Genomic DNA, 25,640 nt, shown 5'->3' on the forward strand with positions numbered 1-25,640 from the left:
ATGCAGCGTAAATTTATGACGCCAAAAATCTAATACCCTTGGGCTATGCCTTTTGCTAGAGTGCCGCGGCATTCATGCATGGCTAAACGCCATCAAACAATACCTTTAGCGTCAACCCATTGCCTGCATGGATGCGGATGATTTCTCATATTATTTTCAGGAAGAAACAATGAGCCCCACATCGTTCCGTAAGACGCTGCTTGCTCTCGCTGTTACCGCCGCTATGCCCGTCTATGCGCAATCGCTAGTTCTGGACAATTCCGGTATCGAGAAAAATAACGAGCTGTTCAACGAAAGCGTTGAAGTTACCGGCTCGTTTAACAGCAGCAACAGCGATCTTGACGCCATAGAGCTCAATAGCGTCAACATCAATGGCGACCTGACCTTAAACGCCACCATCAACGCCAATGGCGACAATGCTGACGGTATCGATCTGTCGCAATTCGGCGAAGATCCAGGCCCATTTGGCACTATCACCGTGATCGATGGGGCCTTGATTAATAAAGGCAACATCTCGGTAGTCGGTGGTGGTTCCGCCGCTATGCTGATTGACCCTGCCTACATCGACGAGCTCGTCAACGAAGGTACGCTCAGCGCTAAAGGTGACTTATTCGAAGGTGATGGCGTTCGTGCGCTCGAGTTCTCTGGCCAATCCGAACTCTATGGCAATTTGACCAATGCCGCATCGGGCAAGATCCTTGCCGAAGGAAACCATGCCACCGGTATCCAGCTGATGGGCGGTGAGATCGACGGTAAACTGATTAACAACGGACTGATTCAGGTCAGCGGGGCTGAAGCAACGGCCATTGATGCCACTTCCAACGAAAACGGATATTCGAGTGACCGGGTAGACCTCGGCGGTATCGAAAACCACGGCAGTATCATCGCCCAAGGCGAAAACGCAGTGGGCCTGATGCTCGACGGCGTCAGCTTCGCCAGCTCAGCAGCTCAAGTAATCAACACCGGGTTGATCGAAGCCACCGATGCAGCAATTGAGATTAGCGGCTTCGATATCGATGGCGGTCCAAATGTTCTTTTCATCCACAACAGCGGCACTATAACGTCTCAAGATGAAGCCATTGACGCTTCCGACGCGAGCGGCCAAGTTGCCCTCATCTGGGACGCTGGCACCATCACTGGCAACCTGATCGATATTTCCACTGCCGAAGTCATGGGAAATGTAACTTTCAACGGTACTGACACAGCAAACGACGGCGCAAATATCCGCATGAAAGACAGCGCCCGCTTCTATGTGGGCACCGACTATACCGACAATATGGTCACCCACGGAAAAGCGGGGCACCTTGAACTGGGACAAGCTCACACGAGCCTAGACGGTAACCTTTTCGTGACTGGCGCTTCCTCTTTGGGCATGAGCCTGAGCAGCGCCACTGACGCAAATAAAGCCGTTCTTACTGTCACCGGCAGTGCCACATTTAATGAAGGTTCGCAAATCAAGCTGGCGGCCAAAGGCAGTGATTTTTCTGCCGCAGGTAGCAGCTATAAACTGATCGAGGCTGGCACTATCAACAATGGCGGCCTGAATGTTGTCAGCAGCTCGTCTTTGTTGAATGTCGACACCTTTACCGTTGAAGGCAACAAGGTTGTAGCCAAAGTCACTGCCAAGGGCTCCGACGAAGTTGGCCAAGTCATCGGCAACACGGGCGGTTCGAGTAACGCGCAAGCTGCAGGTGGTGCGTTCAGCCAAGTGGTACTCAACCAATTGGCACAAAGCAATCCGAATGACCCAGTCCGTTTAGCCTACATTGCTGCATCGGAAAACCCGGCGGCGCTGGCTAAGCTGGCTGAACAACTTGCTCCAGAGTCTAACGGTGGCACCACCCAAGCGGCCACTTCTGGCCAAGCACTGATCAGCAACGTGACCGGCAGCCGCACCAGCAGCGCACGCCAGGGCTTGTCCTCCGGCGACGCCTTCACAGAGACCGGCGTCTGGGTACAAACCCTCTATAGCGACGCCAACCAAGACCTTCGCGACGGCATTACCGGCTACAACGCTTACAGCCGCGGTATCGCCGTGGGTGCTGATGGCAAGTTGAACGAGCAGGTGACTCTGGGTCTGGCGTACAGCTTCCTCAACACCGACGTCAACAGCGATAACGGCAACACCACCGAAGTCGATAGCCACGCCTTCACCCTGTACGGCGGCTTTGAGCACGGTAACTACTTTGCAGACGGCAGCCTGACTTACGGCATCAACGATAACGATAGCCAGCGAAACATCGCCAGCACCACCGCCAAAGGTAATTACGACAGTAATCTGCTGGGTGTGAATCTGGTCGGTGGCTACAGCTATCACATCAGCAATGAACTACTGATCGAGCCGCGCGTCGCAGCTCGTTACAGCATGGTGGATATCGACGGTTTCAGTGAGAAGGGCTCGTCTGCTGCGCTTAAGGTCAAAGACCAGCGTTATGAGGTCTTAGATCTGGGTGCCGGTGTACGTGTTGCAGCCAACTATCCGCTGGGGCAAGGCACCATTGAGCCGCAAGCCAAGTTGATGGCCTACCATGATTTCGCTGCAGACCAGGCCTCTAGCACCTCTACTTTCGTGTTGGGCGGTACCCCTTTTGCCACCTCAGGTGCTAAGCCAGCGCGCAACAGCTATGAGGCTGGTGTAGGTGTGGACTACCGCTTGGGCGCGATGACTGTAGGCGCCAGCTATGACTACCTTGGTAAGTCTGATTTCAATGCTGACACCTTCACCGCAAAAGTACGCTACGACTTCTGATGAAGCGTAAAAACCTCGGTTCGCGCATGCGAGCCGGTGTTTGGCTACAAGGCGTGGCACTGCTGGTCAGTGCCATGCTGAGTGGTTGTCAGTCACCGTATCAAACACTGCAGCACCTCTCTGAACAGCATGACCGGCAATTAGAAATAATCCCCACATATCCCTTTCCGCTGGTTTTGGGAGCCCCAAAACTGCGCCCTACCGCGTCACGAATTCGCGTCTATCTAGAAGGTGATGGCCACGCCTGGGCCACTACTAGCCAGCCCAGCCTAGACCCTAGCCCACGCAACTTGCTGACTGCTCGATTGGCATTCAGTGATCCAACACCCAGCATTTATCTCGCCCGTCCTTGTCAGTTTTTAAAATCAACGAACTGCTCAACCGCGATATGGACAAACCGGCGTTTTGCTCCTGAAGTTCTGAGTAGCCTCGACCATGCCATTACGTTGATCAAATCACGCTATGGCAATCAAGCATTTGAACTGGTTGGCTATTCAGGTGGCGCAGCCTTGGCGATGCTGCTGGCCGCTAGGCGAGATGACATTGCCCAGGTACAGACGCTAGCCGGCAACCTCAGCCCGCGAGCCTGGGTTGACCTGCAAAAACTAAGTCCGCTTAACGGCTCACTTGAGCCTCTGGATCAACGCAAGCGCCTGGCTTCTGTACCGCAGCGACATTTGTACGGCGCAGATGACCGCATTATGCCGCCGATGCTTTTGCAGTATTACCTAGATGCCCTCGGACCGGCTGAGTGCCTAAATAGCGCTGTACTGTTGGGCGTTAGCCACAGTGAAGGCTGGGAGCGAGTGTGGGAGAAATGGCGCTCTGTGCCGCTCGAATGCAGCAATCGTGACGAGGTCAAAGAACAGAGGTAACCGCTCCTGCCGACTGAGCAATGCTTGCAAGGCAGTCGCCACGCAGATGCTCACGTAATTTGCTCAGACGCCCTTGCACCCCACACAGCTGTCGGCTGCAAAGCCCAAACCCTCAATATTGGCGCTGCTCCAAATCCAGCAGGTTCAGCAGAAAGCGCGCAAAGTAGCTCAGATCCTGTTCTATGGCATGGCGCGCGGCGTTGGCGTTGCCGGCTTCGATGGCGGCAAAGGCTTCTTCGTGAAAGTCATTGAGGCGCAGCGACAGGTCAGCCTCGGTGAACAGCCGGTTGAAAAACGGCCCAACCTGCAACCACAGCGACTCGATACTGCGCAGTAGCACAGGGTTGGCGCAGGCAGCGTAGAGACGTAAATGGAACTGGCTGTTGGCGTGCAGGTAGGCCTGCACGTTGCGCAGCTCAATGGCGCTGTCCATCTGCGCAACGTAGCCACGCAGCTCAGTAAGGTCGGCCGCTGTCAGGTTTGGCGTGGCCAGCTCGACTGCCAAGCCTTCAAGGCTTAGGCGCACCTGAAAGATATGCTGATAGCGTTCACGGGTCATGGGCGGCACACGCACTGAACGCTGCGGCTCGCCCTCCAATGCACCTTCAGCCACCAGCCGCTGCAAAGCCGCCCGAACCGGCATCGGGCTGGTGCCCCATTCAGCCGCCAGGTCACGGATTTTCAAGCGCTCGCCAGGTTGGAAACGACCGACTAACAAGCCGTCGCGAATACGCTGGTACAGCTGGTCCTGCAGGTTATCGGCCATGGCTTAACGGTGCCCCTGTGCCGGCGGTGCAGGGAGCTGGGCAAGGGTCAACAAACAGTTACGCATGAAAAATCTCCATGGGTGATAAGCACTAGGCCGTCCGTACAGAACGGGTTAGGGCGCTTTGTTTTCGATCAGGCAATTACCGCCATCCACCACGATCACCTCGCCGGTGACATAGCTCGCCTCACGCGACGCGAGAAATGCCACCGCAGCCGCCACTTCCTCGGGGCGACCCGCGCGGCCAAGCGGCGTGTATTCTGCCGCACGCTGCTCTTCTTCGGTACTCGAACCCGTAGCGATCCACCCCGGTGCCACGCTGTTGACCGTGATGCCCTGCTTAGCCACTTCCAGCGCCAGGCCCATGCTCATACCCAGCATGCCGGCCTTCGCCGCACTGTAAGCAGCCTCACCCGGGTTACTGCCACGGGTGCCGGTGGTTGAGCTGATGTTGACGATGCGTCCATAGCCATGCGCCTGCATGCCCGGCAGCACCGCGCGGGTGAGCAGGAAAGCGGTACCGAGGTTGCGCGCGATGGACAGGTTCCAGGTCGCCAAGTCCATGCTGGCCAGCGTGGCGAATGGCTCTGGGCTGCCTTGCATGGCCATGCCGGCGTTGTTCACCAGAATGTCGATCTGGCCGCACTGCGCCACTGCCCACTCCACCAGCGCCGCCACGTGCAGTTCATCAGTCAGGTCGGCAGGCTTGGCCCGTGCATCTATACCTTCAGCACATAACTCGGCAGCGCGTTGCTCAACCCGTGCACTGCTGGCGGTGAGCAGCACGCGTGCACCCGCACGGCCAAGCCGGCGAGCGATGGCCATGCCGATGCCCGATTCACTGCCCGCACCGCTGATCAGGGCTACCTGCTGCTGAAAAGCCATTTCGCTTATCCTGTGATCACAAATTTGACAATAACCTAGCAATAAAGCCTGGTTAATCCAACACTTGAGTTTTCTGTGATCACAAAATAGCATGTGCAGATATTCGAACGAGGTGTTCAACATGACTGCCAGTGGCATCCACCCATCCGCCGTAGCAACCTTCGCCCAGCGTGAGCGTGAGCGCTTTATCGCGCGTAATCCCAAGTCCGCAGCCCTGGCCGAACGTGCGCGCCACTCGCTGTATGGCGGCGTACCGATGCACTGGATGGCCGACTGGTCGACACCGGTGCCACTGTTTGTCGAACGGGCCAAGGGGGCGCGCTTCTATGATGTGGACGGTCATGAGTACATCGATTTCTGTCTGGGCGACACCGGCACCATGTTCGGTCATTCGCCGGACCCGATCGCCAAGGCCATCGCCGAACAGGGCAACAACGGCCTGACCACCATGCTGCCGGGCGAAGACGCCGTGGTCTGCGGCGAGTTGCTGGCCGCACGCTTCGGTCTGCCGTTCTGGCAGGTCACCGCCACCGCCACGGACTCGAACCGCTATGTGCTGCGCTGGGCCCGCGCGATAACCCAGCGCAAAACCCTGCTGGTGTTCGATGGCTGCTACCACGGCACCGTGGACGACGTGATGGTGCGCTGCATCGATGGCGAAACCGTGCCGCGCTCTGGCCTGGTCGGTCAGGCCTATGACCTGACCCAGCACAGCCGCTCAATCCCGTTCAACGATGTGGCGGCGCTGGAAGCAGCGCTGGCGAAAGGCGACGTCTGCGCCCTGCTCTGCGAGCCGGCGATGACCAACATCGGCATGGTTCTGCCCGAGCCGGGCTTTATGCAGCAATGCCGCGAGCTGACCCGCAAGTACGGCGCGCTGCTGATCATCGACGAGACCCACACCATCTCCACCGACATGGGCGGCTGCACCCAGTTGTGGAACCTCGACCCGGACTTCTTCGTGGTCGGCAAGCCGATTGCCGGCGGCGTACCGTGCGGCATCTTCGGCTGTAGCGCAGCGATGGCAGAGGCCATGACCGCCGCCCGCCAACGCGCCAGCGAAGGCAGCCACGGCCACGGTCACAGCGGCATGGGCACCACCCTGTCGGCCAACGCCCTGGCCATGCACTGCATGCGCGCCAACCTGGAACAGGTGATGACGCAGGCCGCCTATGACCACATGCTGCCGCTGGCCAAGCGCCTGGCCGACGGCTTCCGCTCGCTGATCGGTAAGCACGACCTCAAATGGTCGGTGACCGAACTGGGCGCGCGCAGTGAGTTCCAGTTCTGCCCGCTGTCACCAAAGACCGGCGCCGAGGCCGAAGCAACGTTCCACGACGAGCTGCAGATGGCCCTGCACCTCTACCTGATCAACCGCGGCATCCTGATCACCCCGTTCCACAACATGACCCTGTGCTGCCCGAGCACCTCGGCTGATGATGTGGACACACTGATCGCCATGCTCGACCAGGCCCTGACCGAGCTGCTGGCCATCCCCGGCGCACGCGAGTAATACAACCCGTAGGGTGGATGACGCTTTATCCATCCACCACGCACGGTGAAACGGTGGATGAAAAGAGCGTCATCCACCCTACGCGCCCCCATGACCTGCTGTGAGAACCACCATGCAATTCGCCAACCCCCAGGAAGCCCGCGACTTTCTTCAACAGCACCCCGAAGTGCGCAGCATCGAGCTGATGCTGATCGACGCCAACGGCATCCCGCGCGGCAAGCTGCTGCACCGCGATGAGCTGCTGGCCATCTACGAAAACGGCCGGCCACTGCCCAGCTCGATTTTGGCGCTGACCATCCAGGGCGAGGACGTTGAAGAAAGCGGCCTGGTCTGGGAAGTCGCCGACGCCGACTGCTGGACCTACCCGCTGCCCGGCAGCCTGACCCTGCAACCCTGGCGCACCACGCCCACCGGGCAGTTGCAGGTGAGCATGCACCCGACCCAGGGCCTGCCCGCCGCGCCGGCCGACCCCCGGCATGTGCTGGTGCGCGCCATCGACCGGCTCAAGGCCGACGGCTACCACCCGGTGATGGCTGTGGAACTGGAGTTTTACCTGCTGGATAAGCAGCGCGACGCCAACGGTCGTCCGCAACCGGCCCTGCAAACCAATGGCGTGCGCCCGCAAGCGCCGCAGGTGTACGGCGTGTACGAGCTAGAGCAGTTGCAGCCGTTCCTCGATGACCTCTACGCTGCCTGCGAGGTACAGGGCTTGCCTGTGCGCACGGCGATCTCCGAGTACGCACCCGGCCAGGTCGAACTGACCCTGGAGCATCGCTTCGACGCACTGCAGGCCATCGATGAAGGTGTGCGCTACAAGCGCCTGGTCAAGGGCGTGGCCAACAAACACGGGCTGCAGGCCTGCTTTATGGCCAAGCCGTTCGGCGAACTGGCCGGCAGCGGCATGCACATGCATGTCAGCTTGGCCGACGAGCAGGGCAACAACCTGATGGCCAGCGAAGACCCACACGGCACGCCGCTGCTCAAGCACGCCATCGGCGGCATGATGGCCACGCTCAACGATGCACTGGCGATCTTCTGCCCCAACGCCAACTCGTTCCGCCGCTTCCAGGCCAATAGCTACGCGCCGCTGGCCAAGAGCTGGGGCGTGAACAACCGCACCGTGTCGTTCCGCGTGCCCGGCGGACCGGCCAACAGCCGGCATGTCGAGCACCGCATCTGCGGCGCCGATGCCAACCCTTATCTCGCGGCGGCAGCGATCCTTGCCGGTATTCACCACGGCATCAAAAACCAGATCGATCCGGGCGAAGAAATTATCGGCAACGGCTACGAGCAAGCTCGCGAAACCCTACCGACCGACTGGCTGACCGCCCTGCGCGCGCTGGAAAGCTCAAGCTGGGCCAAAGAGGCACTCGGTGAGGAATTCCTCAAGGTGTTCCTGGCGATCAAGTGGGCCGAGTTCCGTCAGTTTATGGGCGAGGTCGGTGAACAGGACTGGCGCTGGTACCTGACCCACGCCTAAACGTACCTGCCCGCGAGGTGCAGCAGCCCTCACACCGATGCCTTGCATAAGCAAGGCTCGGTAATCTGGCTGTACCGACAGCGCGGGCACAGTCGCACGCACGCCTCTATCCCGCGGATCGCGCACCGCGCGCCGCAGTCGCTTGCTTATGATTTGCCGCAACCAGTACCGTGAGCGACACGTAGCGCGTCATAACCGCCTTCAGGCTCGATAACCCCGCCACAGAGTGCCCTATGCAAGCCGGAACCGCCCAGCTGACGATGACTGTCCTAATGACCCCGGATATGGCCAACTTCTCCGGCAAAGTCCATGGCGGCACCCTGCTCAAATACCTCGATGAAGTCGCGTACGCCTGCGCCAGCCGCTATGCGGGCTGTTACGTGGTGACCCTGTCGGTGGATCAGGTGATTTTTCGCGAGCCCATTCAGGTTGGCGAGCTGGTGACCTTTCTCGCCTCGGTCAACCACACCGGGCGCACCTCCATGGAGGTCGGCATCAAGGTCATCACCGAAAACATCCGCGAACGCTCGGTGCGTCACACCAACAGCTGCTTCTTCACCATGGTTGCGGTTGATGATCAGGGTAAACCGGCCGCTATTCCACCACTCGCGCCCGACACCCCGGACGGCTTGCGCCGCCAGCGCCAGGGCCTGCAACGCCGGCAGATCCGCCATGAACTGCAACAGCGCTACGAGGCGCTTAACCAAGCAGAAGGCTGAGTGAAAACGCCCTGCCGCCGGAGCCGTCATGATTGATCTTTTCGATGTATTTCTGCTGATGCTGTTCGCCACGGTCTGCGCGTGGTTGTGGCACGCACACGGCTTGCGCGAGCGGGCGCTGAGCCTGGTTAAACAGCACTGCGCCAAAGCCGATATCGACTTGCTCGATGAAAATGTCGCGCTGCGCAAGCTCGCCTTTCTACCCGATGCGCGCGGGCGCAAGCGGCTGGCGCGGGTGTATGGCTTCGAGTTCACGGTAACGGGCGAGCAGCGGCATGTCGGCAGCATCGTCATGTTTGGCCAGCAGCTGGGCCGCATCGAACTGGCTGCGCATCCATTTCGCGAACCGCCACCGCCGGGGGCTCAGGTTATCGAAATGCAGCAATGGCGTAGTCAGCGGGCGCCCCTGGATGACGACACACCGCGTCATTAATTGCCGCGGCTCAGCAGGTTCAGGCAACGCCGTATCCACGCAGCGCTGAGCAAGAGCCGGCCCGGCATCCTCACCGCTGTTTAGGGCTAATCGCGCTGCAACAGAAAGTGCACCACGCGCGCCGCGCTGTCCGCCGGGTGCTCTTGCATAAAACAATGGCCGCCGGGCACCACATGGGCGCTGACGTGGCCATTGCTGGCGCACCAGCGCGCCACTGCTTTGGCGACAAAGGGGTAGCTGTGCTGGCCGTAAAGCACGTGGGTCGGCGTTGTCACCTTGGCCAGAGACGGCCATAAGCGCTTGGGGAACGAGCTGAAGATATCGGCCTCACGGCTTGTCCGGCATTTCAGCTCAACGCCGTTTTCACTGTCCTTTAGCGCGTACTGGATGTAGGCGGCAAACGCCTCTTCGGTCCATCCGCGAAACATCCCACGACCCTGCAGGGCGGCGTACGCGGCGACGCGATCCGGCCAACTGCTGCGGCGCTTAAGCGCCTTGCTGGCCAACGTGGTACGCCGGCTCAGGCCAACCACATCGGACAGCGCCATTACGCCGATCATCGCGGGGCTAAACAGCACCGGGTCGAGCAACACCGCGCGGCTAAACAGCTGCGGCTGCTGGGCCAGCATCAGGCTGCTCAGCACCCCGCCAAAACTGTGGCCCAGGGCAAATACCGGCACATCACCATAGCGCTCACGCCCAACGGCAAAGGCCTCTAGTGCCAGCTCAGCACTGCGGTTCCAACCATGGAAACGCCCACCATGGTCACTCTCACCATGGCCCTGCACATCGCACAGCCACAGGTCGAAATCCTCGGCCAACAGCGCCAGCAACGGCTCATACACCCGCCCGCAATAGCCGTTGCCATGCAGAAAATGCAGCAGCGGTTTGCCCGAAGGCGCGGTGTGCCAACCACGCAGAGTGAAGCCGGCAGAGCAATCATGGGACCAGGGAAGCAGTTGCATGGGGCGCTATCCAGATGAAAGTGGCGGCAGTCTATCAATACCCGCAGGCCTTTCGCTTCAGGGCAGACAGCACTGCGCGAACCCGGCCTGCAACGCCGGCACATCCTGCGCTTCGCTAAAGATCAACTCCAGCCGCGAATCCTTGCGCCATTCGCTGTTTTGCCAGTGCAACGCCTCACCGTTCAGGGCGTTGGCGGACAGCCAGCCGGCGTTGCTGTGCAGCACCAGTTTGGCCCGGCGACAGGGCAGACGGCTCAGCCATTGTTGTACGCGCATCAGCTCGAACTGCTGGCTGGGGTGCCAACGCCAGCCGATGCTCCAGCCTTCGGCCTGGTGTTGTACCTGGCAAATCGGCTCACTCGGGCAGCGCCACAGTGGCGGCAATGGCGCAGCCGTTGTGGGTAAGTCGTCTGGCGTTGCGTCGCTCTCAGCCTGGGCGCTAAAACCGGGCAGTTGCGCCAGCGGCAATCCACCCTGGCGGGTCCAGTACATCGGTCGTGCTGGCAGTTGCGCCTGGATGCGCGCCTGGGCTTCATCATCCAGCCCTTCGGCCTTATTCAGTACCAGCAACCCAGCACGGTGAAGCGTTGCTTGCTGGCTCTCCGGCAGTGCGTCCCCAGCAGCCAGCGCCTGAGCATCCAACACCAGCAGCGGCGCCTGCACGGCCAGTACGCCGGCCCAGGGGGCTTCACCCAGTTGCTGCAGCAATTGCAACGGATGACCCAAACCCGACGGCTCAATCAGCAGGCGATCCGGCTTGGCCTTTCGGAGTAAGCGGCTCAAACCAACCTGAAACGGCACGCCGTTTACGCAACACAGGCAGCCGCCCGCCACTTCACCGAGGGCAATGCCGTCATCATCGGTGGTCAGCAGCGCGGCGTCCAACCCCACCAGGCCGAACTCATTGATCAGCACCGCCCAGCGTTCATGCGCCGGGCGTTGCGCCAGCAGATCACGGATCAGGCTGGTCTTGCCGGCACCGAGCGGCCCGGCAATTACATGGGTGGGGATATTTTTCAGCATGATTGGCGCGCGCTAGTGTCCATCGAGAAGGAGATTTCGGCTGCGGCCATTCTAACGGCGTACAGCATCGGAGGATGCGGCCCTACGCAGACTGATTAAAAACAGCGTGCTAGAGTCGCCGGCATATTTTTGGAGGGTCAATGGATGCGCGTTTTTCTGCTGCTGAGCCTGCTTGCACTGTCTGGCCTGGCCTGGGGTGAAGCCTGTGTGGTGCACAGCCAGGCCGAGCGCCTGGACGTGAAGGTGTGCCAGCAAAACCGCAGCATTCCGCCCAACCTGTTCCGCACCGGTTTCTGCCAACCGCAGCTGAAGGGGCAAAAGGTTGAGGTGGAATTTGTCGAACAGTGCCCGATGGGCGCTTTTGGCGTATGCCGCAACTCAACGGTCGGCGGCACACCCTATAAGCAGGATGTGCATTATTACGGCGTGGCCAGCGATGCCAATTACCTCAAGCCCTTTTGCGAGAAGCAAAGCAAGGGCGTGTGGATGGCGCGCTAGCCGTCATCAAAGCGTCACCCTGTCTATGTTCTAGTGGTCTTGGGTACCTCAACCCTGCATGCCGGGTCACGCGCCGGTATGCCTTTCTGGTGTTTAAGGCTGCTGCTTGGCAGCCTATTTTTTGCCTGTAATTTAAGCCAGCCAATCCAGGGTCAAGAGCAAACGCCGCTCACCGGCCGGTGGTTGCGGCGAGCGGTGGATCAAACCGCCGCCCTCATTGCCGATCCACTTCTCGCCCTTGGCCAGCAGCACATGGCCGGCTTGGGCGCGCTCGATCAGCGCGGCATCGCTGGGCTCGGCGGCCGGGTCGCCCAACCGGCGGCGCGCCATCACACCTTCACGTAACCACTGACTGCCGACCCCGGCATAGCTGGTGATCAGCCGCACCGGTACATGGTCGACGTGAAAGCGCGGGCACATGGCCTTGTCCAGGATGCGCAGGCGCAAGCCAATGCGTTTGGCGTCGAATAGGCAGGCAAACGCGCCGACCAGCCAGCTCAGGTCCTGCAGAAAAGCCGCCTGTCCCGGCAGATCGCTGTAACCATCGACCAGGCCACTGAGGTTCGGCGTGCTCTCCGGGCTGGCCAGTTCGAGCACGATGGATTGCCCCAACGGCTCGCCCTGAGCCAGCAAAACGCTGGCGAAATCGCTGACCTGCACCGGCAACTGGCGTTGCCAAACGGCCAGATTAACCTCGTCGCGCAGCACCTCACCGAGCACCTCAATCTGCTCGCTGCTGACCTGCTGCAATGGCTGCCTCAGAACAGGTGCAAGCATCAGGCGGCCTCCTCATGCCAGGGGCCGAACGGGTCGGGCAGCGCCTGCCAGGCATCCACGCCCAAGGCCATTTCCACGTCCGTCAGCAGGCAGGCATCCAGTTCTGCGGTCAGCTGGGTGAAGTCGATGTTCTGGCCGATAAACACCAGCTCCTGGCGGCAGTCGCCGGTCTGCGTTTGCCAGTTTTTCATAATCGCCTGCAGGCCTTCCTCATCCTGCGGCCACTGGCTTTTCGGCACAAACCGCCACCAGCGCCCGGCAAACCCATGACGCATCAAACCGCCAGCCTGGGACCAGCTGCCGGCCTCCTGGTACTTGCTGGCCAGCCAGAAGAAGCCCTTGCTGCGTAGCAAGCGGCCATTAGTCCATTCGCGATTAATAAAGTTGAAGAAGCGCTCGGGGTGCAGCGGCTTGCGCGCTCGATACGCTGTGGAAGCGATGCCGTATTCCTCGGTTTCCGGTACATGCTCACCGCGTAGCTCTTTAAGCCAACCCGGTGCCTGGGCGGCGCGTTCAAAGTCGAAACGGCCGGTGTTGAGGATTTTCTCCAGCGGCACCGCGCCCATGGTCATCGGCACGATTTCGGCGTGGGTATTAAGGCCCTTGAGGATGGCCATCAACTCTTCGCGCTCGTGGCTGCTGATCAGGTCGATCTTGCTCACCAGCAGCACATCGGCGAATTCCACCTGCTCGATCAGCAGGTCAGTGATCGAGCGCTCGTCCTCCTCGCCAAGAGTTTCACCACGGCTGGCTAAGCTCTCGGCTTCGTGGAAATCGCGCAGGAAATTCACCCCATCGACCACCGTCACCATGCAGTCCAGCAGCGCCACATCGGCCAGGCTCTGGCCGTCTTCGCCGCGGAAGGTAAAGGTTTCGGCCACCGGCAGCGGCTCGGAAATGCCGGTGGACTCGATCAGCAAATAGTCGAAGCGGCCATCGCGAGCCAGGCGGCCAACTTCTTCCAGCAAGTCTTCGCGCAGGGTGCAGCAGATGCAGCCGTTGCTCATTTCCACGAGTTTTTCTTCGGCGCGGTTCAGGCTGACATCACGCTGAACTTCGCTGCCATCGATATTGATCTCGCTCATATCGTTAACGATTACCGCCACTTTCAGACCCTGACGGTTTTTCAGAATGGCGTTGAGCAAAGTACTTTTGCCGGCACCGAGAAAGCCGGACAGCACAGTGACAGGAAGACGGTTGGGCATAACGAGGGACTCCAGCATGGGTCAGGCACGACAATCAATTAGTTATAACATAACATTTAATCGGTTTAACGGAAGCCTGATTACCGCTGAATGACCTGCCCTGCTGATGCCGTAAGCACACGAAAAGGCCTGTGAGCCTTTATCCATAGGGGTTTCACGTGGAACTATTGAATAGGTTTAGCCAGCGCCGCCTGCACAGCGGCCAGTGGCTTGGTCGCAACAGCCCGGCGAACCTGGCAAGCTGGGCGGTACAGACCACTGCTTTTCTGATGTCAGCCATGCCAACGCCAAACCTTAGCTTGCGCACCTACCAACCCCAGGATCTGCCCGCCATCGTCGCGCTGTTTCAGGCCTCAGTCAGCCAGTTGACCACTCAGCACTACGACGCAGCGCAGCGACAAGCCTGGGCCCCAACAGCTGCAGACATGCCTGCCTGGCAAACACGTTTAGCGTCACTTGAGTTACTTATCGCCGAAGATGGCCAGACCATCGCCGGCTTTATCGGCTTTAGCCTGGATGGGCATATTGATCTGCTGTTCACCGCACCCGGCTTTGCCCGCCAGGGTGTCGCCAGCGCCTTGTATGCGGCAGCCGAGCAACGCCTGCGGGCGGCAAGTGTGCGAGAGCTGCATACCGAGGCCAGCCTGGTGGCCCAGACGTTTTTTGCTCGTCAGGGATTTTCTGTGCAGCAAGCACAGACGGTGACGCGCGGCGCTGTTAACTTGCCGCGCATGCTGATGCGCAAAACTCTGGAGCCGCGATGAACACCCTAACGATGATCGTGCTGGCAGCCGTGGTGCTGGCCGCCTGCGCCCTGGCGCTGTGGAGCTGGCACAACCAACGCAAACTGGAGAAGCTGGATGAGCGGATCAGTCGGCAGAGCGAGCTGATCGAACAGCTCGACAGCGTGCTGGAAAACCCGCAGCTCAGCGAAGCCGAGCAGTTGGCGAAAAGCCAAGCCTTGCTGACCAAGCTGCAGGAAACCCGCAAGCGCTAAGCCGCGCCCTACCAACCACCGCCTCCCCCGCCACCACCGCCGCCGCCAGACGAACCGCCCCCGGATGAGCCACCGCTCGATGGCGGCGATGAGGCCAATGCCATAGCACTGCTCAAGCCAGCCGCCAGGGCAGCGCTCATGGCCAGCGGTGTGCTGAATGAGCTGCGGCTGTGGTACCACTCCGGTTGGTAGTCCAGCTGCGCCGGGTCAATCAAACCATTGGACAGCGCCGTGCTGAAGCGCGCACTCCATGCGTCTTCCACGCCCAGGGCCATGGCGTAGGGCAGGTGTTGCTCGTACAGCGCAATGCTCATCGCCGGGGCCGTGCCGGCGAGCGCCAGGGCATCGCTTTCCGCCAGTTGCAGGTAGTCGCGGTAGCCTTCCAGCTGATCCAGCAAACGCCGCCCTTCAACAGTTGGCGCCGGCAGCAGGTAATAAAACAGCACCACCACCAGCCCATATGCGCAAAGCAGTAGCAAAGCCGGCCCCGACGCCGCGTCGCTGAGCATCCACAAGCCAACCGGCACCGGCCAGACAAACATCAACCCCACCAGACCGAGGCCGACTTGCTTGCCCACGCTGGGCTGATGCCAGGCCATGTGCAGCACAAACAGCGACGGCACACCGAAGCCCAATGAGAACACCACGCCCGCCAGGCCACGGGCGAGATCTTCTTCGCTATGCGCGCTGGTCAGCACCATCAGCACACAGCCGACAATCGCCCACACCAGCCCCCAGGCCCAGATGCCACGGTTGTTACTGAACCAAGCCTTGCCTTGGGTTTGCAACTGAGTGGTCAGCCCGGCCACGGCATCGGCCAAGCGCGGCTCGTAATCGCTGCCAATCTCCAGGGCGATGCCTTCCTTGTTGGCCGGGAACAGGCGCTTGCGCAGATCACGATCACCCTCGCTGAGGTCATCACGTTTACCCGTGCCACGAGCCAGGATAAAACCGCCGCCGTGCGGTTTGTCTTCCAGGTGCAGGTGCTTGCAGATGGCCATATCGGTGAGCCATACGCTGAATGCGCGGGCATCCTGATAAGCCCCCTGCAACCCGCGATGCCAGAGGTAGCCGGCCTGCACCGCACTCATGCCTTGTGGGGCCTCAAACAGCGGGATGATCAGGCCCTTTTGCGGGTCACGGCCAACCCGGTGCCAGGCCCGCAGGTAGAACAACACCAGGCCGATCAACAGCAGCGCCCCTAGGCACAGGCCGAGGTTATCGCGCAGCACAGCACCCAAACGCTGCGCCACTCCCGGGCGCGTCACCAAGCCCGCAGGCCAATCCACGGCAACGGTCAGGCCGTGGTAGGCCGGCAAGGCTTGGGTGGTGTGCAAGCGCAGATAGTCGCCACGCTGTTCGAGCACGTCAAAAGCGTTGCCCTGCTCACCACCGGCCCCGGTGTAGGCTGCTAACTGGCCAATCCGCGCACCCGCCGGCAGCTTGACCTCGACCGAGGCCTGCAGAATCGGCAACACCCACTGATTACCGGTGACGTTCCAGTACAGCTCGTCGCTCGCGGCGTGATGCAACAGCGGCCCCTCAACGCGATAACGCAGCTCGTATTGATAGCGCCCCGGCGGCAGCACGTGGATCGCCGAGCCGAGGTAGTAGCGCACCCAGTTGCCGTTCTGCTCAACCCGCACGCGCTCCGGCTGGCCATCGCGGCTCACTCCAAGCAAGGTGATTGGGCTGCTCTGCAACAAGCCCAAGGGCGAGCTGTAGCGGGCCGGCAGATCACGGTAAATACCACGCTTGATCTGCTCACCCTCGGCCTGCACCGTAATGCGCTCGGTCACCAGCAGGCTGGCGTCCGGCTGCACCTGCAGGGTCACGGCAAAGTCTTCAATCACCTCGGCTGCTGCTGCCCACAGCGGCAGCAGGCAGACACTCAACAGCGCTAAACGCAGCACTCGCAGCATGTCAAAACTCCATTTTTGGCGACTGGGCGTCACGGGGGTCATCCAGGCTGAAATACTCGGCCTGGGTAAAAGCAAAGCCGCGCGCGACCAGATTGCTCGGCACCGACTCGACCAGCACATTCAGCTCACGCACCGCGCCGTTGTAGTAACGCCGGGCCATCTGGATATGGTTCTCGACCTCCGTGAGGCTGCGCTGCAACTCAAGAAACTGACCATCGGCCTTAAGCACCGGGTAATCCTCGACCAAGACGAACAGCTGACGCAGCTGAGTGCTCAAATGCGCCTCCACCGGCGCTCGCTCACCCAGCGGCGAATCGGCCAGCTGCAGCGCACGCATGCGTTCTTGCACCAGCGCCTGCAGCGTGTCCTGCTCGTGGTGCATGTAGCCGCGCACGCACTCGACCAACGCCGGAATCAAACTGGCGCGGCGTTTGAGCTGCACGTCAATACCGCTCCAGGCTTCGGCCACCCGCGCGCGGCTGAACACCAGGCGGTTGTAGACATAAATCAGCCAACCCGTGAGCACCAACAACAGCCCCAGGCCCACCCAGAATCCCGCCCCTTGCATCGCCACTCCTTGATTTGCCGACTGTTGAAAACGATCTGTTCGCCCTGCTCACCTGCCCGCCCGCTAACACCATAGCCGGCACCGACCACGCGTGCCGGCACACCCGGTAACGCCAGCAGGGCGGACATCCCCCGGCAATCGCCGTATCCTCTAGTGCCTGTTACGGCGAGGCACCCCATGCAAATCGAGTTACTGGAGATCCGCGACCACCTGCAACGCTTCCCGCCCTTCGATGCGTTGCCCGAGGACAGCCTCGATGCCATCGCCCGCCAAGTTGAGGTGGCTTACTTCAAGGCGGGCAGCGATATTCTTCTGTACGGTGCGGCTATCCATGAACTGCATTACGTGCGCAGCGGCGCGGTAGAAATCTACCGGCGTAATGGCGAGTTGTATAACCGCCTGAGTGAAGGCGACATCTTCGGTCAGGCCGGCTTATTGCGCAGCAACAAGGTGCGCTTCCCGGCCCGTGCGATCGAAGACAGCCTCATCTACTTTATCCCCGCCGCCCTATTCGCCCAGCTGTGTGAGCAACACGACAGCTTTGCCGATTTCGTTGAGGCCGAAGGCCAGTCGCGGCTCAAGTCCGCCGTAGAGAGCCAGGGCAAGGCCAGCGACCTGATGCAAATCAAAGTGCGCAAGCTGGTCTCGCGCCAGCCCGTCTGCGCCAGCCAGGACACCCCCGTGCAACAGGCCGCGCAGCTGATGACCGAACAAAGCGTCTCGTCGTTGGTGATTCTTGACGGCAATGCGCCGGGCTCCGCCATGGTCGGCATCCTCACCGACCGCGACCTGCGCACCCGCGTGCTGGCCGCCGGGCTGGATGCAAGCACTGCGGTCAGCCAAGTTATGTCGCCCAATCCCATCACTATCCAGGCCGATGACAGCGTATTCGAAGCCATGTTGAGCATGCTGCGCCATAACATCCATTACCTGCCGGTGGTGCAACGGCGGCGCCCGGTGGGGATGATCAACCTCTCCGACATCATTCGCTACGAGTCGCAGAGCAGCCTGTTTCTGGTCAACTCGATCTTCAACCAACCCGACGTTGCCGGCCTGCAAAGCCTGCTGCCCGACCTGCGCGGCACCTTTGTGCGCATGGCCAATGAGCAGGCCACCGCGCACATGATCGGCAGCGCCATGGCCGGCATCGGCCGCGCCTTTACCCAGCGTCTGCTGGAGCTGGGTGAACAACAGCTCGGCGCGCCGCCAGTGCCCTATTGCTTCCTCGCTGCCGGCTCCATGGCCCGCGACGAACAGCTGCTGGTGACCGATCAGGACAACGCCCTGGTGCTCGATGACCGCTTCGACCCGGCGCAGCACGACACCTACTTTGCCGCCCTCGCCCAGTTTGTCAGTGACGGCCTGGCCGCCTGCGGCTACAGCTACTGCAAAGGCGGCATCATGGCCACCAACCGCCAATGGCGGCAGCCGCTTCACGTGTGGCGCAGTTATTTCAGCCAGTGGATCGACCGCCCCAACCCGCAAACCCTGCTCAACAGCAGCATCTTCTTTGACCTCGACGGCGTACACGGCGAAATCGAACTGGCGGAAAACCTCAAAGAACTGCTCGCCGAAAAAGCCAGCAACGCCCCCGCCTTCCTTGCCGCCTTGGCCCGTAACGCGTTGGGCCGCACCCCGCCGCTGGGCTTCTTCCGCACCTTTGTGATGGAAACCGACGGCCAGCAGAAGCACATCATCAACCTCAAAGGCCGCGGCACCGCACCGCTCACCGACCTTATCCGCGTGCACGCCCTGGCCTGCGGCAGCAAGGCGCAAAACTCCCTGGAACGACTCGACGCCATCGCCCAGACCAAACTGCTGCAACCGGAAGCCATCAGCCAACTGCGCTACGCCCTGGAATTTCTCAGCATGGTGCGCATCCGCCATCAGGCCATGGCGGTGGCCGAAGGCCGCGAACCGAACAACTACATCGAGCCGGAAAAGGTCTCCGCCAGTGACCGGCACAACCTCAAGGAAGCCTTTCAGGTGCTCAGCAACGCGCAGAAATTCCTGCGCTTTCGCTACCCCGCCCAGCCGGGCCAAAGCCTATGACCGCGCCTGCCTCGCAGCTGGACTGGGCCGCGCACTTTGCCCAACTCGCCGCCAACGCCCACGACCCACGCCTAAAAGCCTTCTACCAAGCCGGCTGCGTTAGCGCAGACACCCCCCTGCAACACGTGCCGCTATTGGCCCTCGACGTAGAAACCACCGGCCTGGATGCTAACCAGCACGCCATCGTCAGCCTCGGCCTGATGCCCTTCAACCTGCAGCGCATCCGCTGCGGCGAGGCGCGTTACTGGGTGGTCAAACCGGCCAGCGAATTGAGCGGCGAATCAGTGACCTTCCACCACATCACCCACTCCGACATCCGCGATGCGCCGCGCCTCGGGCAGATACTCGACGAGCTGCTGACGGCCATGGCCGGCAAGGTGATGGTGGTGCATTACCGCAACATCGAACGCAGCTTTCTCGACCAGGCGCTGCGCCAACAAGTGGGTGAAGGTTTGCAGTTTCCAGTGATCGACACCATGCAGCTGGAAGCGCGCCTGTACCCCAAACGCCAGCCCGGCTGGTTCGGCCGCTTGTTGGGCCGCCAGCCGGTCTCGATTCGTTTGGCGGATAGCCGCCTGCGCTACAACCTGCCGCTGTACCAGGCGCACCATGCGTTGACCGATGCGCTGGCGACCGCTGAGTTGCTGCAGGCGCAGGTGGCGACGCGCTATTCGGCGGATACGCCGGTCGGAAAATTGTGGAGCTAAGGGCGCAAAACAAAGCCTCGCGGTCATGGGCCGCTCCTACCGGCGCCAGCCCGCACAAACCCCGCGCATAAAAAAGCGCGCCCCAAGGCGCGCTTTTGTACTACCTACACGCAACGGTCAGCGCGGTTCGCTCATCAAGCCTTTGACGATCGACACACAGCCCACCAACAACACGATGGTAAACGGCAACCCCGTCGACACCGCCATGGCCTGCAAGGCCACTAGCCCGCCGCCAAGCAGCAAGGCGATGGCGATGATGCCCTCGATAATCACCCAGAACACCCGCTGCGGCACCGGTGCATTGACCTTGCCGCCGGCGGTGATGGTGTCGATCACCAGGGAGCCGGAGTCCGACGAGGTGACGAAGAATACGATCACCAACAGGATGCCGATAAACGAACTGATCTCCGCCAACGGCAGTTCCGCCAGCATGGCAAACAGCTTCAGCTCCAGCGCGGCGTCTTGCACGCCAGTAAAGCCATCGCCGACCAGCTGACTAATACCGGTGCCGCCGAAAGCCGTCATCCACAGCACCGACACCAGCGAGGGCACCAGCAGCACGGCAATCAAAAACTCGCGCACGGTGCGGCCACGGCTGACGCGGGCGATAAACATGCCCACGAACGGCGACCAGCTGATCCACCAGGCCCAGTAGAAGGCCGTCCAGCCTTGGCTGAAGTTGGCGTCTTCACGGCCGACCGGGTTGGCCAGCGCCGGCAGGTGTTGCAGGTACGCGCCGAGGTTGTCGAAGAAGCCGGTGAGGATGGCCAGAGTCGGCCCGGCGATGATGACGAACAGCAACAGCAGAATGGCCAGGCCCATGTTCAGCTCGGACAGGCGTTTGACGCCCTTGTCCAACCCCGCCAGCACCGACACCAGGGCGATGCCGGTGATGCCGATAATCAGCAGCACTTTGCTGGTGTCTGTAGCGGCGATGCCGAACAGTTTATCCAGGCCGGCCGCGGCCTGTTCCGCACCCAGGCCGAGCGAGGTGGCCAGGCCGAACAGGGTGGCGAACACCGCGAGGATGTCGATGATATGCCCCGGCCAGCCCCACACCCGCTCACCGAGAATCGGGTAGAAGATCGAGCGGATCGACAGCGGCAAACCTTTGTTAAAGGAGAACAGCGCCAGCGCCAACGCGACGATGGCGTAAATCGCCCAAGGGTGCAGGCCCCAGTGGAAGATGGTCGCCGCCATACCCAAACGTGCAGCGGCTTCGGCATCACCGGCAGCGCCAGCCAGCGGCGCCCAGTCGGTGCGTACACCGTCTTCACCAACGGTAACGCCGCCCATGGCCGCCGAAAAGTGCGACATCGGCTCGGCCACGCCGTAGAACATCAGGCCGATGCCCATACCGGCGGCGAACAGCATGGAGAACCAGCCGGCGTAGCTGTAGTCCGCCGTGGCATCCATCCCGCCGAGGCGCACCTTGCCCAGCGGCGAGATGATCAGGCCCAGGCAGAGCAGCACAAAAATGTTGGCCGAACCGAGGAAGAACCAGGCCAGGTGATGGGTGAGCCAGCCGCGCATGGCGCTGAACAACGGCTCTACCTGGTTTTGCAAAGCCAGGGTAAGCACCACAAACAGCACAATGGTCAGTGCCGAAATGCTGAAGACTTTGCCGTGGATGTCGAGGGCGAAAGAGAACTGCCCTTTGATGTTGTCCTGACCGATGACGTAGTCGGTATCGATCAGATTGGCCTCGCCCGAAGGGGCGGGGATGCCGTCCAGAATGACCGCTTCTGGTTGCGGGGTCGTGTCAGACGAAGGGTCTTTTCCCATATGGAATGCTCCTTTGGCGTGTGGCACGCATTACGCGCACGAGGACGGATTGCCCTACTCGTACAGCCGCCCTCGTGGCAGCTGCGGGCCATAGGGTAACAGCCATAGCCCCAGCCTGCAGGCGCAACGCCAGTATTGGCGGCCATTACAACCTTTTAGGGGCCGATTTAGCGGCGCATTGGCTCAGATTTATTCCGCGTTAGCCCTCACGCTAACCCACACAATTAGCTATGGTTGGCCCAGGCCATATCGTCATTTTTGAGATGCGTGAATGAGACTTCTGCTGCCCTTGCTGGCATGCCTGTCACTCCAGCTGTTGTCGCCGGCACAGGCCGAGACATTCAAGATCGGGGTAGAGCAGCAGCCCTATTTACCCTACTCCAACGTAGAGGATGGCCAATACCAGGGTTATGGCCGTGACCTACTCGATGCCTTTGCGGCGCATCAGGGCCATGTCTTTATTTACCAACCGTTGCCGGTGCGGCGCCTGCTAAGCGACTTTCTCAACGGCCGGGTGGATTTCAAATACCCAGACAACCCGCGCTGGAACGCCGACCTCAAGCGCAACTACACGTTGCACTTCAGCCAGGCGGCGGCGCCGGCCATTGATGGGGTGTTGGTCAAACCGCAGTTCCTTGGCAAAGGTAAAGAGCGCCTGCGCCGCCTTGGCACCCAACGCGGGTTCACGCCGTGGCCTTACTTGAATGACATCAAGGCCGGCAAGATTCTGCTGATCCAGGCCAACCAGATTGACTCGCTGCTGGCCATGGCCATGAATGACAGGGTTGACGGGGTTTATCTCAACCCGCAGGTGGTGCGCCATCAGCTTTACCACAGCGCACAAAACGCCCTGGTGTTCGACCCCAGCCTGCCCTATCAGGATGACCACTACCTGCTGTCGAGCATCTACCACCCCGAAGTGATCAAACAGTTCGACGCCTTCCTCACCAGCCAGGCCGAGCTGGTGCAAACGATAAAACACCGTCACGGCATCATCGACCCGCTCAGCGGCCCGTGATGCACCGCCGCAGAGTATTGCGGCCGCAACGCCCCGCAATCGTCCACCACCGGGAAACGCGCCTGACTCGGCCACCAGCGGCTTGGCGGTGAATCGGCTCAGGGCTTTTCGCTCAGCGGGCATTAAGCGTTACTGCAAACGAACAAAACCCCCACCGGCGCGGCCAAATGGGGGTTCTCCTCTTACGCCAGGGCTTATGGCCTTGGGAGCAGACGCCGCCTTATGCGCCGTCCGGGCCTGCCGCCGAGGCGGCCGGGGAGCGTTGCCCACAGCTCCAGAGTTCCAACGCCGGCTGGGTCGCTTGTGGCGGGCCAAGCCATTCACTCATCGAGTGGCAACGCTGGTTGAAACACAGTTGATAATCCCCTGCCTCGGGGGTTCGCCCCAAACGCAGTGGTTGCAAGGGGGGTAGCTGACGCTGGTAATGCCAGCTGCCCTCGCGCAGTTCGGCGTCGTCTGGAATCTCCATACCGGCACCGGAACCCTTGACCCGCGCCTCGCCGAGGAGCAAACCCTCGGGCGTCACGCGGTAATCCTCTTCCCAACGAACCTTCTCAATGGTGTGCGTCCAGGCCAGGGTAAAGCTGGGCGTGGGTACTTGCGCCCATACCGCGCCCGCCAAGCCCAGACACAGGCCGATCACGCAGCCGCTACCTGGGCGCGATGGGCACGCCAGAAGTGCTGAGCGATAAACAGCGCCGCCAGGGCGAAGCCGATCTCATCACTCATCGGTGTGGCCAGAATCAGGCTAGCACCGGCGGCAAAGCCTAACGCACGCTCCCACCAGCTCAGTTTGGCCTGCAGGTAACCGGTAAACACCACGCCCCAGATGCCGATGGCCAGCAGTGCCTTGAGCACCACATAGAGGGTGGCCAACAGGCTGTCGCCCTGCAGCATCAGCGCCGGTTCGTACACCGCCATAAACGGCACCACAAAGCCGGCCACGGCGATGCGAATCGCCCACAGACTGATCTTCAGGCCGCTCTCCTTGGCAATCGGTGCGGCCGCGAAACAGGCCAGCGCCACCGGCGGCGTGAGGTCGGCCATGATGCCGAAATAGAACACGAACATATGCGAGACGATCAGCGGTACGCCCAGCTCCAGCAACGCCGGCGCGGCAATCGAGCTGGTGATGATGTAGTTGGGGATGGTCGGGATGCCCATGCCCAGCACCAGGCAGGTGAGCATGGTGAGGATCAGCGAGAGGAACAGGTTGTCCTGGCCGATGGCGAGGATATAACCAGCGAAAGTCGAAGCCACCCCGGTCAGCGACACCACACCGATAATCACCCCCACCAGGGCGCAGGCAATGCCCACCGGCACGGCATGCCGTGCACCTTCCACCAGTGCGTGCAGGCAAATCACCAGGGTGTCGCGGCCGCCTTTGATAAACCAGCACACCGCCACCAGCAGCGCGACGACGCCGAACACCACGCCGATGCCGAGCTGGAAGAAGCCGGCGCAGAGCACGCCCAGGGCAATCCAGAAGGCGAAGCGCATGATCTTGGACGACACCCGCAGGATGATCGCCGAGCCGAGAATCACGATGGCGGTCAGCGCCAGGCCGACCATGCCGGAGAACAGCGGCGTGCGCCCGGAGAACAGCAGGTAGATGAGGATGAACAGCGGAATCAGCAGGTACCAGCGCTGCTTAACGGCCGCCCAGGGGTTCGGGCATTCCTCTTTGGGTAGGCCGCGCAGGTTGGCGCGCTTGGCTTCCAGGTGGACCATCCAGAACACCGAGCCGAAGTACAGCATGGCCGGGATCAACGCGGCCTTGGCCACCTCGAAGAACGGCACGTTAATGGTCTCGGCCATGATAAAGGCCACCGCGCCCATGATCGGCGGCATGATCTGGCTGCCCATCGACGAGGTCGCTTCCACACCACCGGCGAACGCCGGCTTGTAGCCGAAGCGCTTCATCAGCGGGATGGTGAACTGGCCGGTAGTGACCACGTTGGCCACGCCCGAACCGGTGATGGTGCCCATCAGCGCCGACGACACCACGGAAACCTTGGCCGGGCCGCCGAGCTTGTGGCCGAACAGGCCCATGGCGAAATCGGTGAACAGCTTGATCATCCCGGCCTGTTCGAGGAACGCACCGAACAGGATAAACAGGAAGATATAGGTGGCCGAGACGTAGGTCGGCGTGCCGTACAACCCCTCGGTGCCGAAGGCCAGCTGGTTGACGATCTGGTCCATGGCGTAACCACGGTGCATCAGGTCGCCCGGCAGGTACTGACCAAACAGGCCGTAGGCGAGAAACAGCGCGCAGATCAGCGGCAGAGCAATGCCCATCACCCGCCGAGCGGCTTCGAACACCAGCACGATCAGCACCAGGCCAACGACCATGTCGCTCTGAGTCAGATCACCGGAACGCTGGATCAGGTCAGCTTCGAAATACCACTGGTAGAACGCCGTGGCCATGCCGGCCAGGCCGAGTAGCCAGGCCATCGGCTGCCAAGGCTGCTCTTTGCCACGGGCAGGAAAGCAGAGAAACACCACCAACAGCAGAAAGCCCACATGCACGGCACGCAGAATCTGGCTGGATACCGGGTGGAAGGCCGCGGTGATGATCTGGAAGATGGAAAACAGCAGCGCGACATAAAACAGCGCTTTTGGCCAATCGCTGGGACTGCCAGCGAGGCCTTGGTTTTGCTCACTCATGAAGGTCACACCCTCGTTACAACGTCGATAGCACAA

Annotated in this window: 23 protein-coding genes; 12 read left to right on the plus strand and 11 right to left on the minus strand. The window is 61.1% G+C overall.

Features of this window, described 5'->3' with window-relative positions; all coding sequences use genetic code 11:
* The first annotated feature begins 127 nt into the window (after window positions 1–127).
* Both AC0J6G_RS16225 and AC0J6G_RS16230 read left to right on the plus strand, forming a co-directional pair.
* Entirely contained in the window at window positions 128–2,749 is a 2,622-nt protein-coding gene (locus AC0J6G_RS16225; RefSeq protein WP_475249444.1) for an autotransporter family protein, read from the plus strand.
* Entirely contained in the window at window positions 2,749–3,624 is an 876-nt protein-coding gene (locus tag AC0J6G_RS16230; RefSeq protein WP_475249445.1) for an alpha/beta hydrolase, read from the plus strand. Before AC0J6G_RS16225 ends, AC0J6G_RS16230 begins: the two co-directional genes overlap by 1 nt.
* A 112-nt stretch (window positions 3,625–3,736) precedes the next feature.
* On the opposite strand, the gene AC0J6G_RS16235 is transcribed toward AC0J6G_RS16230, so the two are convergent.
* Window positions 3,737–4,390, minus strand: a complete 654-nt coding sequence (locus tag AC0J6G_RS16235) for a GntR family transcriptional regulator (RefSeq protein ID WP_475249447.1) — start codon at window positions 4,388–4,390, stop codon at window positions 3,737–3,739.
* 114 nt (window positions 4,391–4,504) lie between these two features.
* Window positions 4,505–5,275 (minus strand): SDR family NAD(P)-dependent oxidoreductase, encoded by a 771-nt coding sequence (locus AC0J6G_RS16240; protein WP_475249449.1) that lies wholly within the window; start codon window positions 5,273–5,275, stop codon window positions 4,505–4,507.
* A gap of 121 nt (window positions 5,276–5,396) precedes the next feature.
* On the opposite strand from AC0J6G_RS16240, the gene AC0J6G_RS16245 reads away from it, so the two are divergent.
* The 4 genes from AC0J6G_RS16245 to AC0J6G_RS16260 all read left to right on the plus strand — a co-directional run bounded on the left by AC0J6G_RS16245 (window position 5,397) and on the right by AC0J6G_RS16260 (window position 9,420).
* Window positions 5,397–6,788, plus strand: a complete 1,392-nt coding sequence (locus tag AC0J6G_RS16245; RefSeq protein WP_475249451.1) for an aspartate aminotransferase family protein — start codon at window positions 5,397–5,399, stop codon at window positions 6,786–6,788.
* Window positions 6,789–6,900: 112 nt separating this feature from the next.
* A complete protein-coding gene (locus tag AC0J6G_RS16250; protein ID WP_475249453.1) occupies window positions 6,901–8,268 on the plus strand; it encodes a glutamine synthetase family protein in 1,368 nt (455 codons plus the stop codon).
* Between the two features lie 233 nt (window positions 8,269–8,501).
* Window positions 8,502–8,987 carry an acyl-CoA thioesterase gene (locus AC0J6G_RS16255; RefSeq protein ID WP_475249455.1) on the plus strand — a complete coding sequence of 162 codons (486 nt, stop codon included), beginning with the start codon at window positions 8,502–8,504 and terminating at the stop codon, window positions 8,985–8,987.
* Between the two features lie 28 nt (window positions 8,988–9,015).
* Window positions 9,016–9,420: a DUF3301 domain-containing protein gene (locus tag AC0J6G_RS16260; RefSeq protein ID WP_475249457.1), complete on the plus strand. Its 405-nt coding sequence runs from the start codon at window positions 9,016–9,018 to the stop codon at window positions 9,418–9,420.
* 86 nt (window positions 9,421–9,506) lie between these two features.
* Here AC0J6G_RS16260 and AC0J6G_RS16265 read toward each other — a convergent pair whose 3' ends face one another.
* The gene (locus tag AC0J6G_RS16265) at window positions 9,507–10,385 is read right to left on the minus strand and encodes an alpha/beta fold hydrolase (protein WP_475249459.1); all 879 of its coding nucleotides are present in this window, start codon (window positions 10,383–10,385) and stop codon (window positions 9,507–9,509) included.
* Between the two features lie 57 nt (window positions 10,386–10,442).
* Window positions 10,443–11,408 carry a CobW family GTP-binding protein gene (locus tag AC0J6G_RS16270; RefSeq protein ID WP_475249461.1) on the minus strand — a complete coding sequence of 322 codons (966 nt, stop codon included), beginning with the start codon at window positions 11,406–11,408 and terminating at the stop codon, window positions 10,443–10,445.
* 144 nt (window positions 11,409–11,552) lie between these two features.
* Here AC0J6G_RS16270 and AC0J6G_RS16275 point away from each other — a divergent pair, with 144 nt between their 5' ends.
* The gene (locus AC0J6G_RS16275; RefSeq protein ID WP_475249463.1) at window positions 11,553–11,906 is read left to right on the plus strand and encodes an NADH:ubiquinone oxidoreductase; all 354 of its coding nucleotides are present in this window, start codon (window positions 11,553–11,555) and stop codon (window positions 11,904–11,906) included.
* Between the two features lie 132 nt (window positions 11,907–12,038).
* On the opposite strand, the gene AC0J6G_RS16280 is transcribed toward AC0J6G_RS16275, so the two are convergent.
* Together AC0J6G_RS16280 and zigA are read right to left on the minus strand one after the other, a co-directional pair.
* Complete coding sequence (locus tag AC0J6G_RS16280; protein WP_475249465.1) at window positions 12,039–12,683, minus strand: DUF1826 domain-containing protein; 645 nt, start codon at window positions 12,681–12,683, stop codon at window positions 12,039–12,041.
* A complete protein-coding gene (gene zigA, locus AC0J6G_RS16285) occupies window positions 12,683–13,888 on the minus strand; it encodes a zinc metallochaperone GTPase ZigA (RefSeq protein ID WP_475249467.1) in 1,206 nt (401 codons plus the stop codon). Before zigA ends, AC0J6G_RS16280 begins: the two co-directional genes overlap by 1 nt.
* Before the next feature lie 158 nt (window positions 13,889–14,046).
* On the opposite strand from zigA, the gene AC0J6G_RS16290 reads away from it, so the two are divergent.
* Together AC0J6G_RS16290 and AC0J6G_RS16295 are read left to right on the plus strand one after the other, a co-directional pair.
* Window positions 14,047–14,652 (plus strand): GNAT family N-acetyltransferase, encoded by a 606-nt coding sequence (locus tag AC0J6G_RS16290; RefSeq protein ID WP_475249469.1) that lies wholly within the window; start codon window positions 14,047–14,049, stop codon window positions 14,650–14,652.
* Entirely contained in the window at window positions 14,649–14,885 is a 237-nt protein-coding gene (locus AC0J6G_RS16295) for a hypothetical protein (protein ID WP_475249471.1), read from the plus strand. Before AC0J6G_RS16290 ends, AC0J6G_RS16295 begins: the two co-directional genes overlap by 4 nt.
* An 8-nt stretch (window positions 14,886–14,893) precedes the next feature.
* Here AC0J6G_RS16295 and AC0J6G_RS16300 read toward each other — a convergent pair whose 3' ends face one another.
* Window positions 14,894–16,807, minus strand: coding sequence for a DUF2207 domain-containing protein (locus AC0J6G_RS16300; protein ID WP_475249473.1), 1,914 nt, complete (start codon window positions 16,805–16,807; stop codon window positions 14,894–14,896).
* Window position 16,808: 1 nt separating this feature from the next.
* Window positions 16,809–17,375 (minus strand): LemA family protein, encoded by a 567-nt coding sequence (locus tag AC0J6G_RS16305; RefSeq protein WP_475249475.1) that lies wholly within the window; start codon window positions 17,373–17,375, stop codon window positions 16,809–16,811.
* A 177-nt stretch (window positions 17,376–17,552) separates the two neighbouring features.
* Here AC0J6G_RS16305 and AC0J6G_RS16310 point away from each other — a divergent pair, with 177 nt between their 5' ends.
* On the plus strand, window positions 17,553–19,427 hold the full coding sequence (locus tag AC0J6G_RS16310) for a DUF294 nucleotidyltransferase-like domain-containing protein (RefSeq protein ID WP_475249477.1): 1,875 nt from the start codon (window positions 17,553–17,555) through the stop codon (window positions 19,425–19,427).
* Window positions 19,424–20,134, plus strand: a complete 711-nt coding sequence (locus AC0J6G_RS16315; RefSeq protein WP_475249479.1) for a 3'-5' exonuclease — start codon at window positions 19,424–19,426, stop codon at window positions 20,132–20,134. Before AC0J6G_RS16310 ends, AC0J6G_RS16315 begins: the two co-directional genes overlap by 4 nt.
* Window positions 20,135–20,251: 117 nt before the next feature.
* Here the strand turns inward: AC0J6G_RS16315 and AC0J6G_RS16320 are convergent, their stop codons facing one another.
* A complete protein-coding gene (locus AC0J6G_RS16320; RefSeq protein ID WP_475249481.1) occupies window positions 20,252–21,919 on the minus strand; it encodes a BCCT family transporter in 1,668 nt (555 codons plus the stop codon).
* A gap of 271 nt (window positions 21,920–22,190) precedes the next feature.
* Here AC0J6G_RS16320 and AC0J6G_RS16325 point away from each other — a divergent pair, with 271 nt between their 5' ends.
* On the plus strand, window positions 22,191–22,937 hold the full coding sequence (locus AC0J6G_RS16325) for a substrate-binding periplasmic protein (RefSeq protein WP_475249483.1): 747 nt from the start codon (window positions 22,191–22,193) through the stop codon (window positions 22,935–22,937).
* 220 nt (window positions 22,938–23,157) lie between these two features.
* Here AC0J6G_RS16325 and AC0J6G_RS16330 read toward each other — a convergent pair whose 3' ends face one another.
* Window positions 23,158–23,580 carry a DUF1850 domain-containing protein gene (locus tag AC0J6G_RS16330; RefSeq protein WP_475249485.1) on the minus strand — a complete coding sequence of 141 codons (423 nt, stop codon included), beginning with the start codon at window positions 23,578–23,580 and terminating at the stop codon, window positions 23,158–23,160.
* On the minus strand, window positions 23,577–25,604 hold the full coding sequence (locus tag AC0J6G_RS16335) for a TRAP transporter permease (protein WP_475249487.1): 2,028 nt from the start codon (window positions 25,602–25,604) through the stop codon (window positions 23,577–23,579). Before AC0J6G_RS16335 ends, AC0J6G_RS16330 begins: the two co-directional genes overlap by 4 nt.
* Window positions 25,605–25,640: the final 36 nt, after the last annotated feature.

Source organism: Pseudomonas sp. TS_SC_3 (assembly GCF_056156225.1).

Excerpts from the sequence above, each read along its gene's own strand:
- AC0J6G_RS16225 (WP_475249444.1), top strand. The coding sequence starts at position 128 with ATGGATGCGGATGATTTCTCATATTATTTTCAGGAAGAAACAATGAGC.
- AC0J6G_RS16230 (WP_475249445.1), top strand. The coding sequence starts at position 2,749 with ATGAAGCGTAAAAACCTCGGTTCGCGCATGCGAGCCGGTGTTTGGCTA.
- AC0J6G_RS16235 (WP_475249447.1), bottom strand. The coding sequence starts at position 4,390 with ATGGCCGATAACCTGCAGGACCAGCTGTACCAGCGTATTCGCGACGGC.
- AC0J6G_RS16240 (WP_475249449.1), bottom strand. The coding sequence starts at position 5,275 with ATGGCTTTTCAGCAGCAGGTAGCCCTGATCAGCGGTGCGGGCAGTGAA.
- AC0J6G_RS16245 (WP_475249451.1), top strand. The coding sequence starts at position 5,397 with ATGACTGCCAGTGGCATCCACCCATCCGCCGTAGCAACCTTCGCCCAG.
- AC0J6G_RS16250 (WP_475249453.1), top strand. The coding sequence starts at position 6,901 with ATGCAATTCGCCAACCCCCAGGAAGCCCGCGACTTTCTTCAACAGCAC.
- AC0J6G_RS16255 (WP_475249455.1), top strand. The coding sequence starts at position 8,502 with ATGCAAGCCGGAACCGCCCAGCTGACGATGACTGTCCTAATGACCCCG.
- AC0J6G_RS16260 (WP_475249457.1), top strand. The coding sequence starts at position 9,016 with ATGATTGATCTTTTCGATGTATTTCTGCTGATGCTGTTCGCCACGGTC.
- AC0J6G_RS16265 (WP_475249459.1), bottom strand. The coding sequence starts at position 10,385 with ATGCAACTGCTTCCCTGGTCCCATGATTGCTCTGCCGGCTTCACTCTG.
- AC0J6G_RS16270 (WP_475249461.1), bottom strand. The coding sequence starts at position 11,408 with ATGCTGAAAAATATCCCCACCCATGTAATTGCCGGGCCGCTCGGTGCC.
- AC0J6G_RS16275 (WP_475249463.1), top strand. The coding sequence starts at position 11,553 with ATGCGCGTTTTTCTGCTGCTGAGCCTGCTTGCACTGTCTGGCCTGGCC.
- AC0J6G_RS16280 (WP_475249465.1), bottom strand. The coding sequence starts at position 12,683 with ATGCTTGCACCTGTTCTGAGGCAGCCATTGCAGCAGGTCAGCAGCGAG.
- zigA (WP_475249467.1), bottom strand. The coding sequence starts at position 13,888 with ATGCCCAACCGTCTTCCTGTCACTGTGCTGTCCGGCTTTCTCGGTGCC.
- AC0J6G_RS16295 (WP_475249471.1), top strand. The coding sequence starts at position 14,649 with ATGAACACCCTAACGATGATCGTGCTGGCAGCCGTGGTGCTGGCCGCC.
- AC0J6G_RS16300 (WP_475249473.1), bottom strand. The coding sequence starts at position 16,807 with ATGCTGCGAGTGCTGCGTTTAGCGCTGTTGAGTGTCTGCCTGCTGCCG.
- AC0J6G_RS16305 (WP_475249475.1), bottom strand. The coding sequence starts at position 17,375 with ATGCAAGGGGCGGGATTCTGGGTGGGCCTGGGGCTGTTGTTGGTGCTC.
- AC0J6G_RS16310 (WP_475249477.1), top strand. The coding sequence starts at position 17,553 with ATGCAAATCGAGTTACTGGAGATCCGCGACCACCTGCAACGCTTCCCG.
- AC0J6G_RS16315 (WP_475249479.1), top strand. The coding sequence starts at position 19,424 with ATGACCGCGCCTGCCTCGCAGCTGGACTGGGCCGCGCACTTTGCCCAA.
- AC0J6G_RS16320 (WP_475249481.1), bottom strand. The coding sequence starts at position 21,919 with ATGGGAAAAGACCCTTCGTCTGACACGACCCCGCAACCAGAAGCGGTC.
- AC0J6G_RS16325 (WP_475249483.1), top strand. The coding sequence starts at position 22,191 with ATGAGACTTCTGCTGCCCTTGCTGGCATGCCTGTCACTCCAGCTGTTG.
- AC0J6G_RS16335 (WP_475249487.1), bottom strand. The coding sequence starts at position 25,604 with ATGAGTGAGCAAAACCAAGGCCTCGCTGGCAGTCCCAGCGATTGGCCA.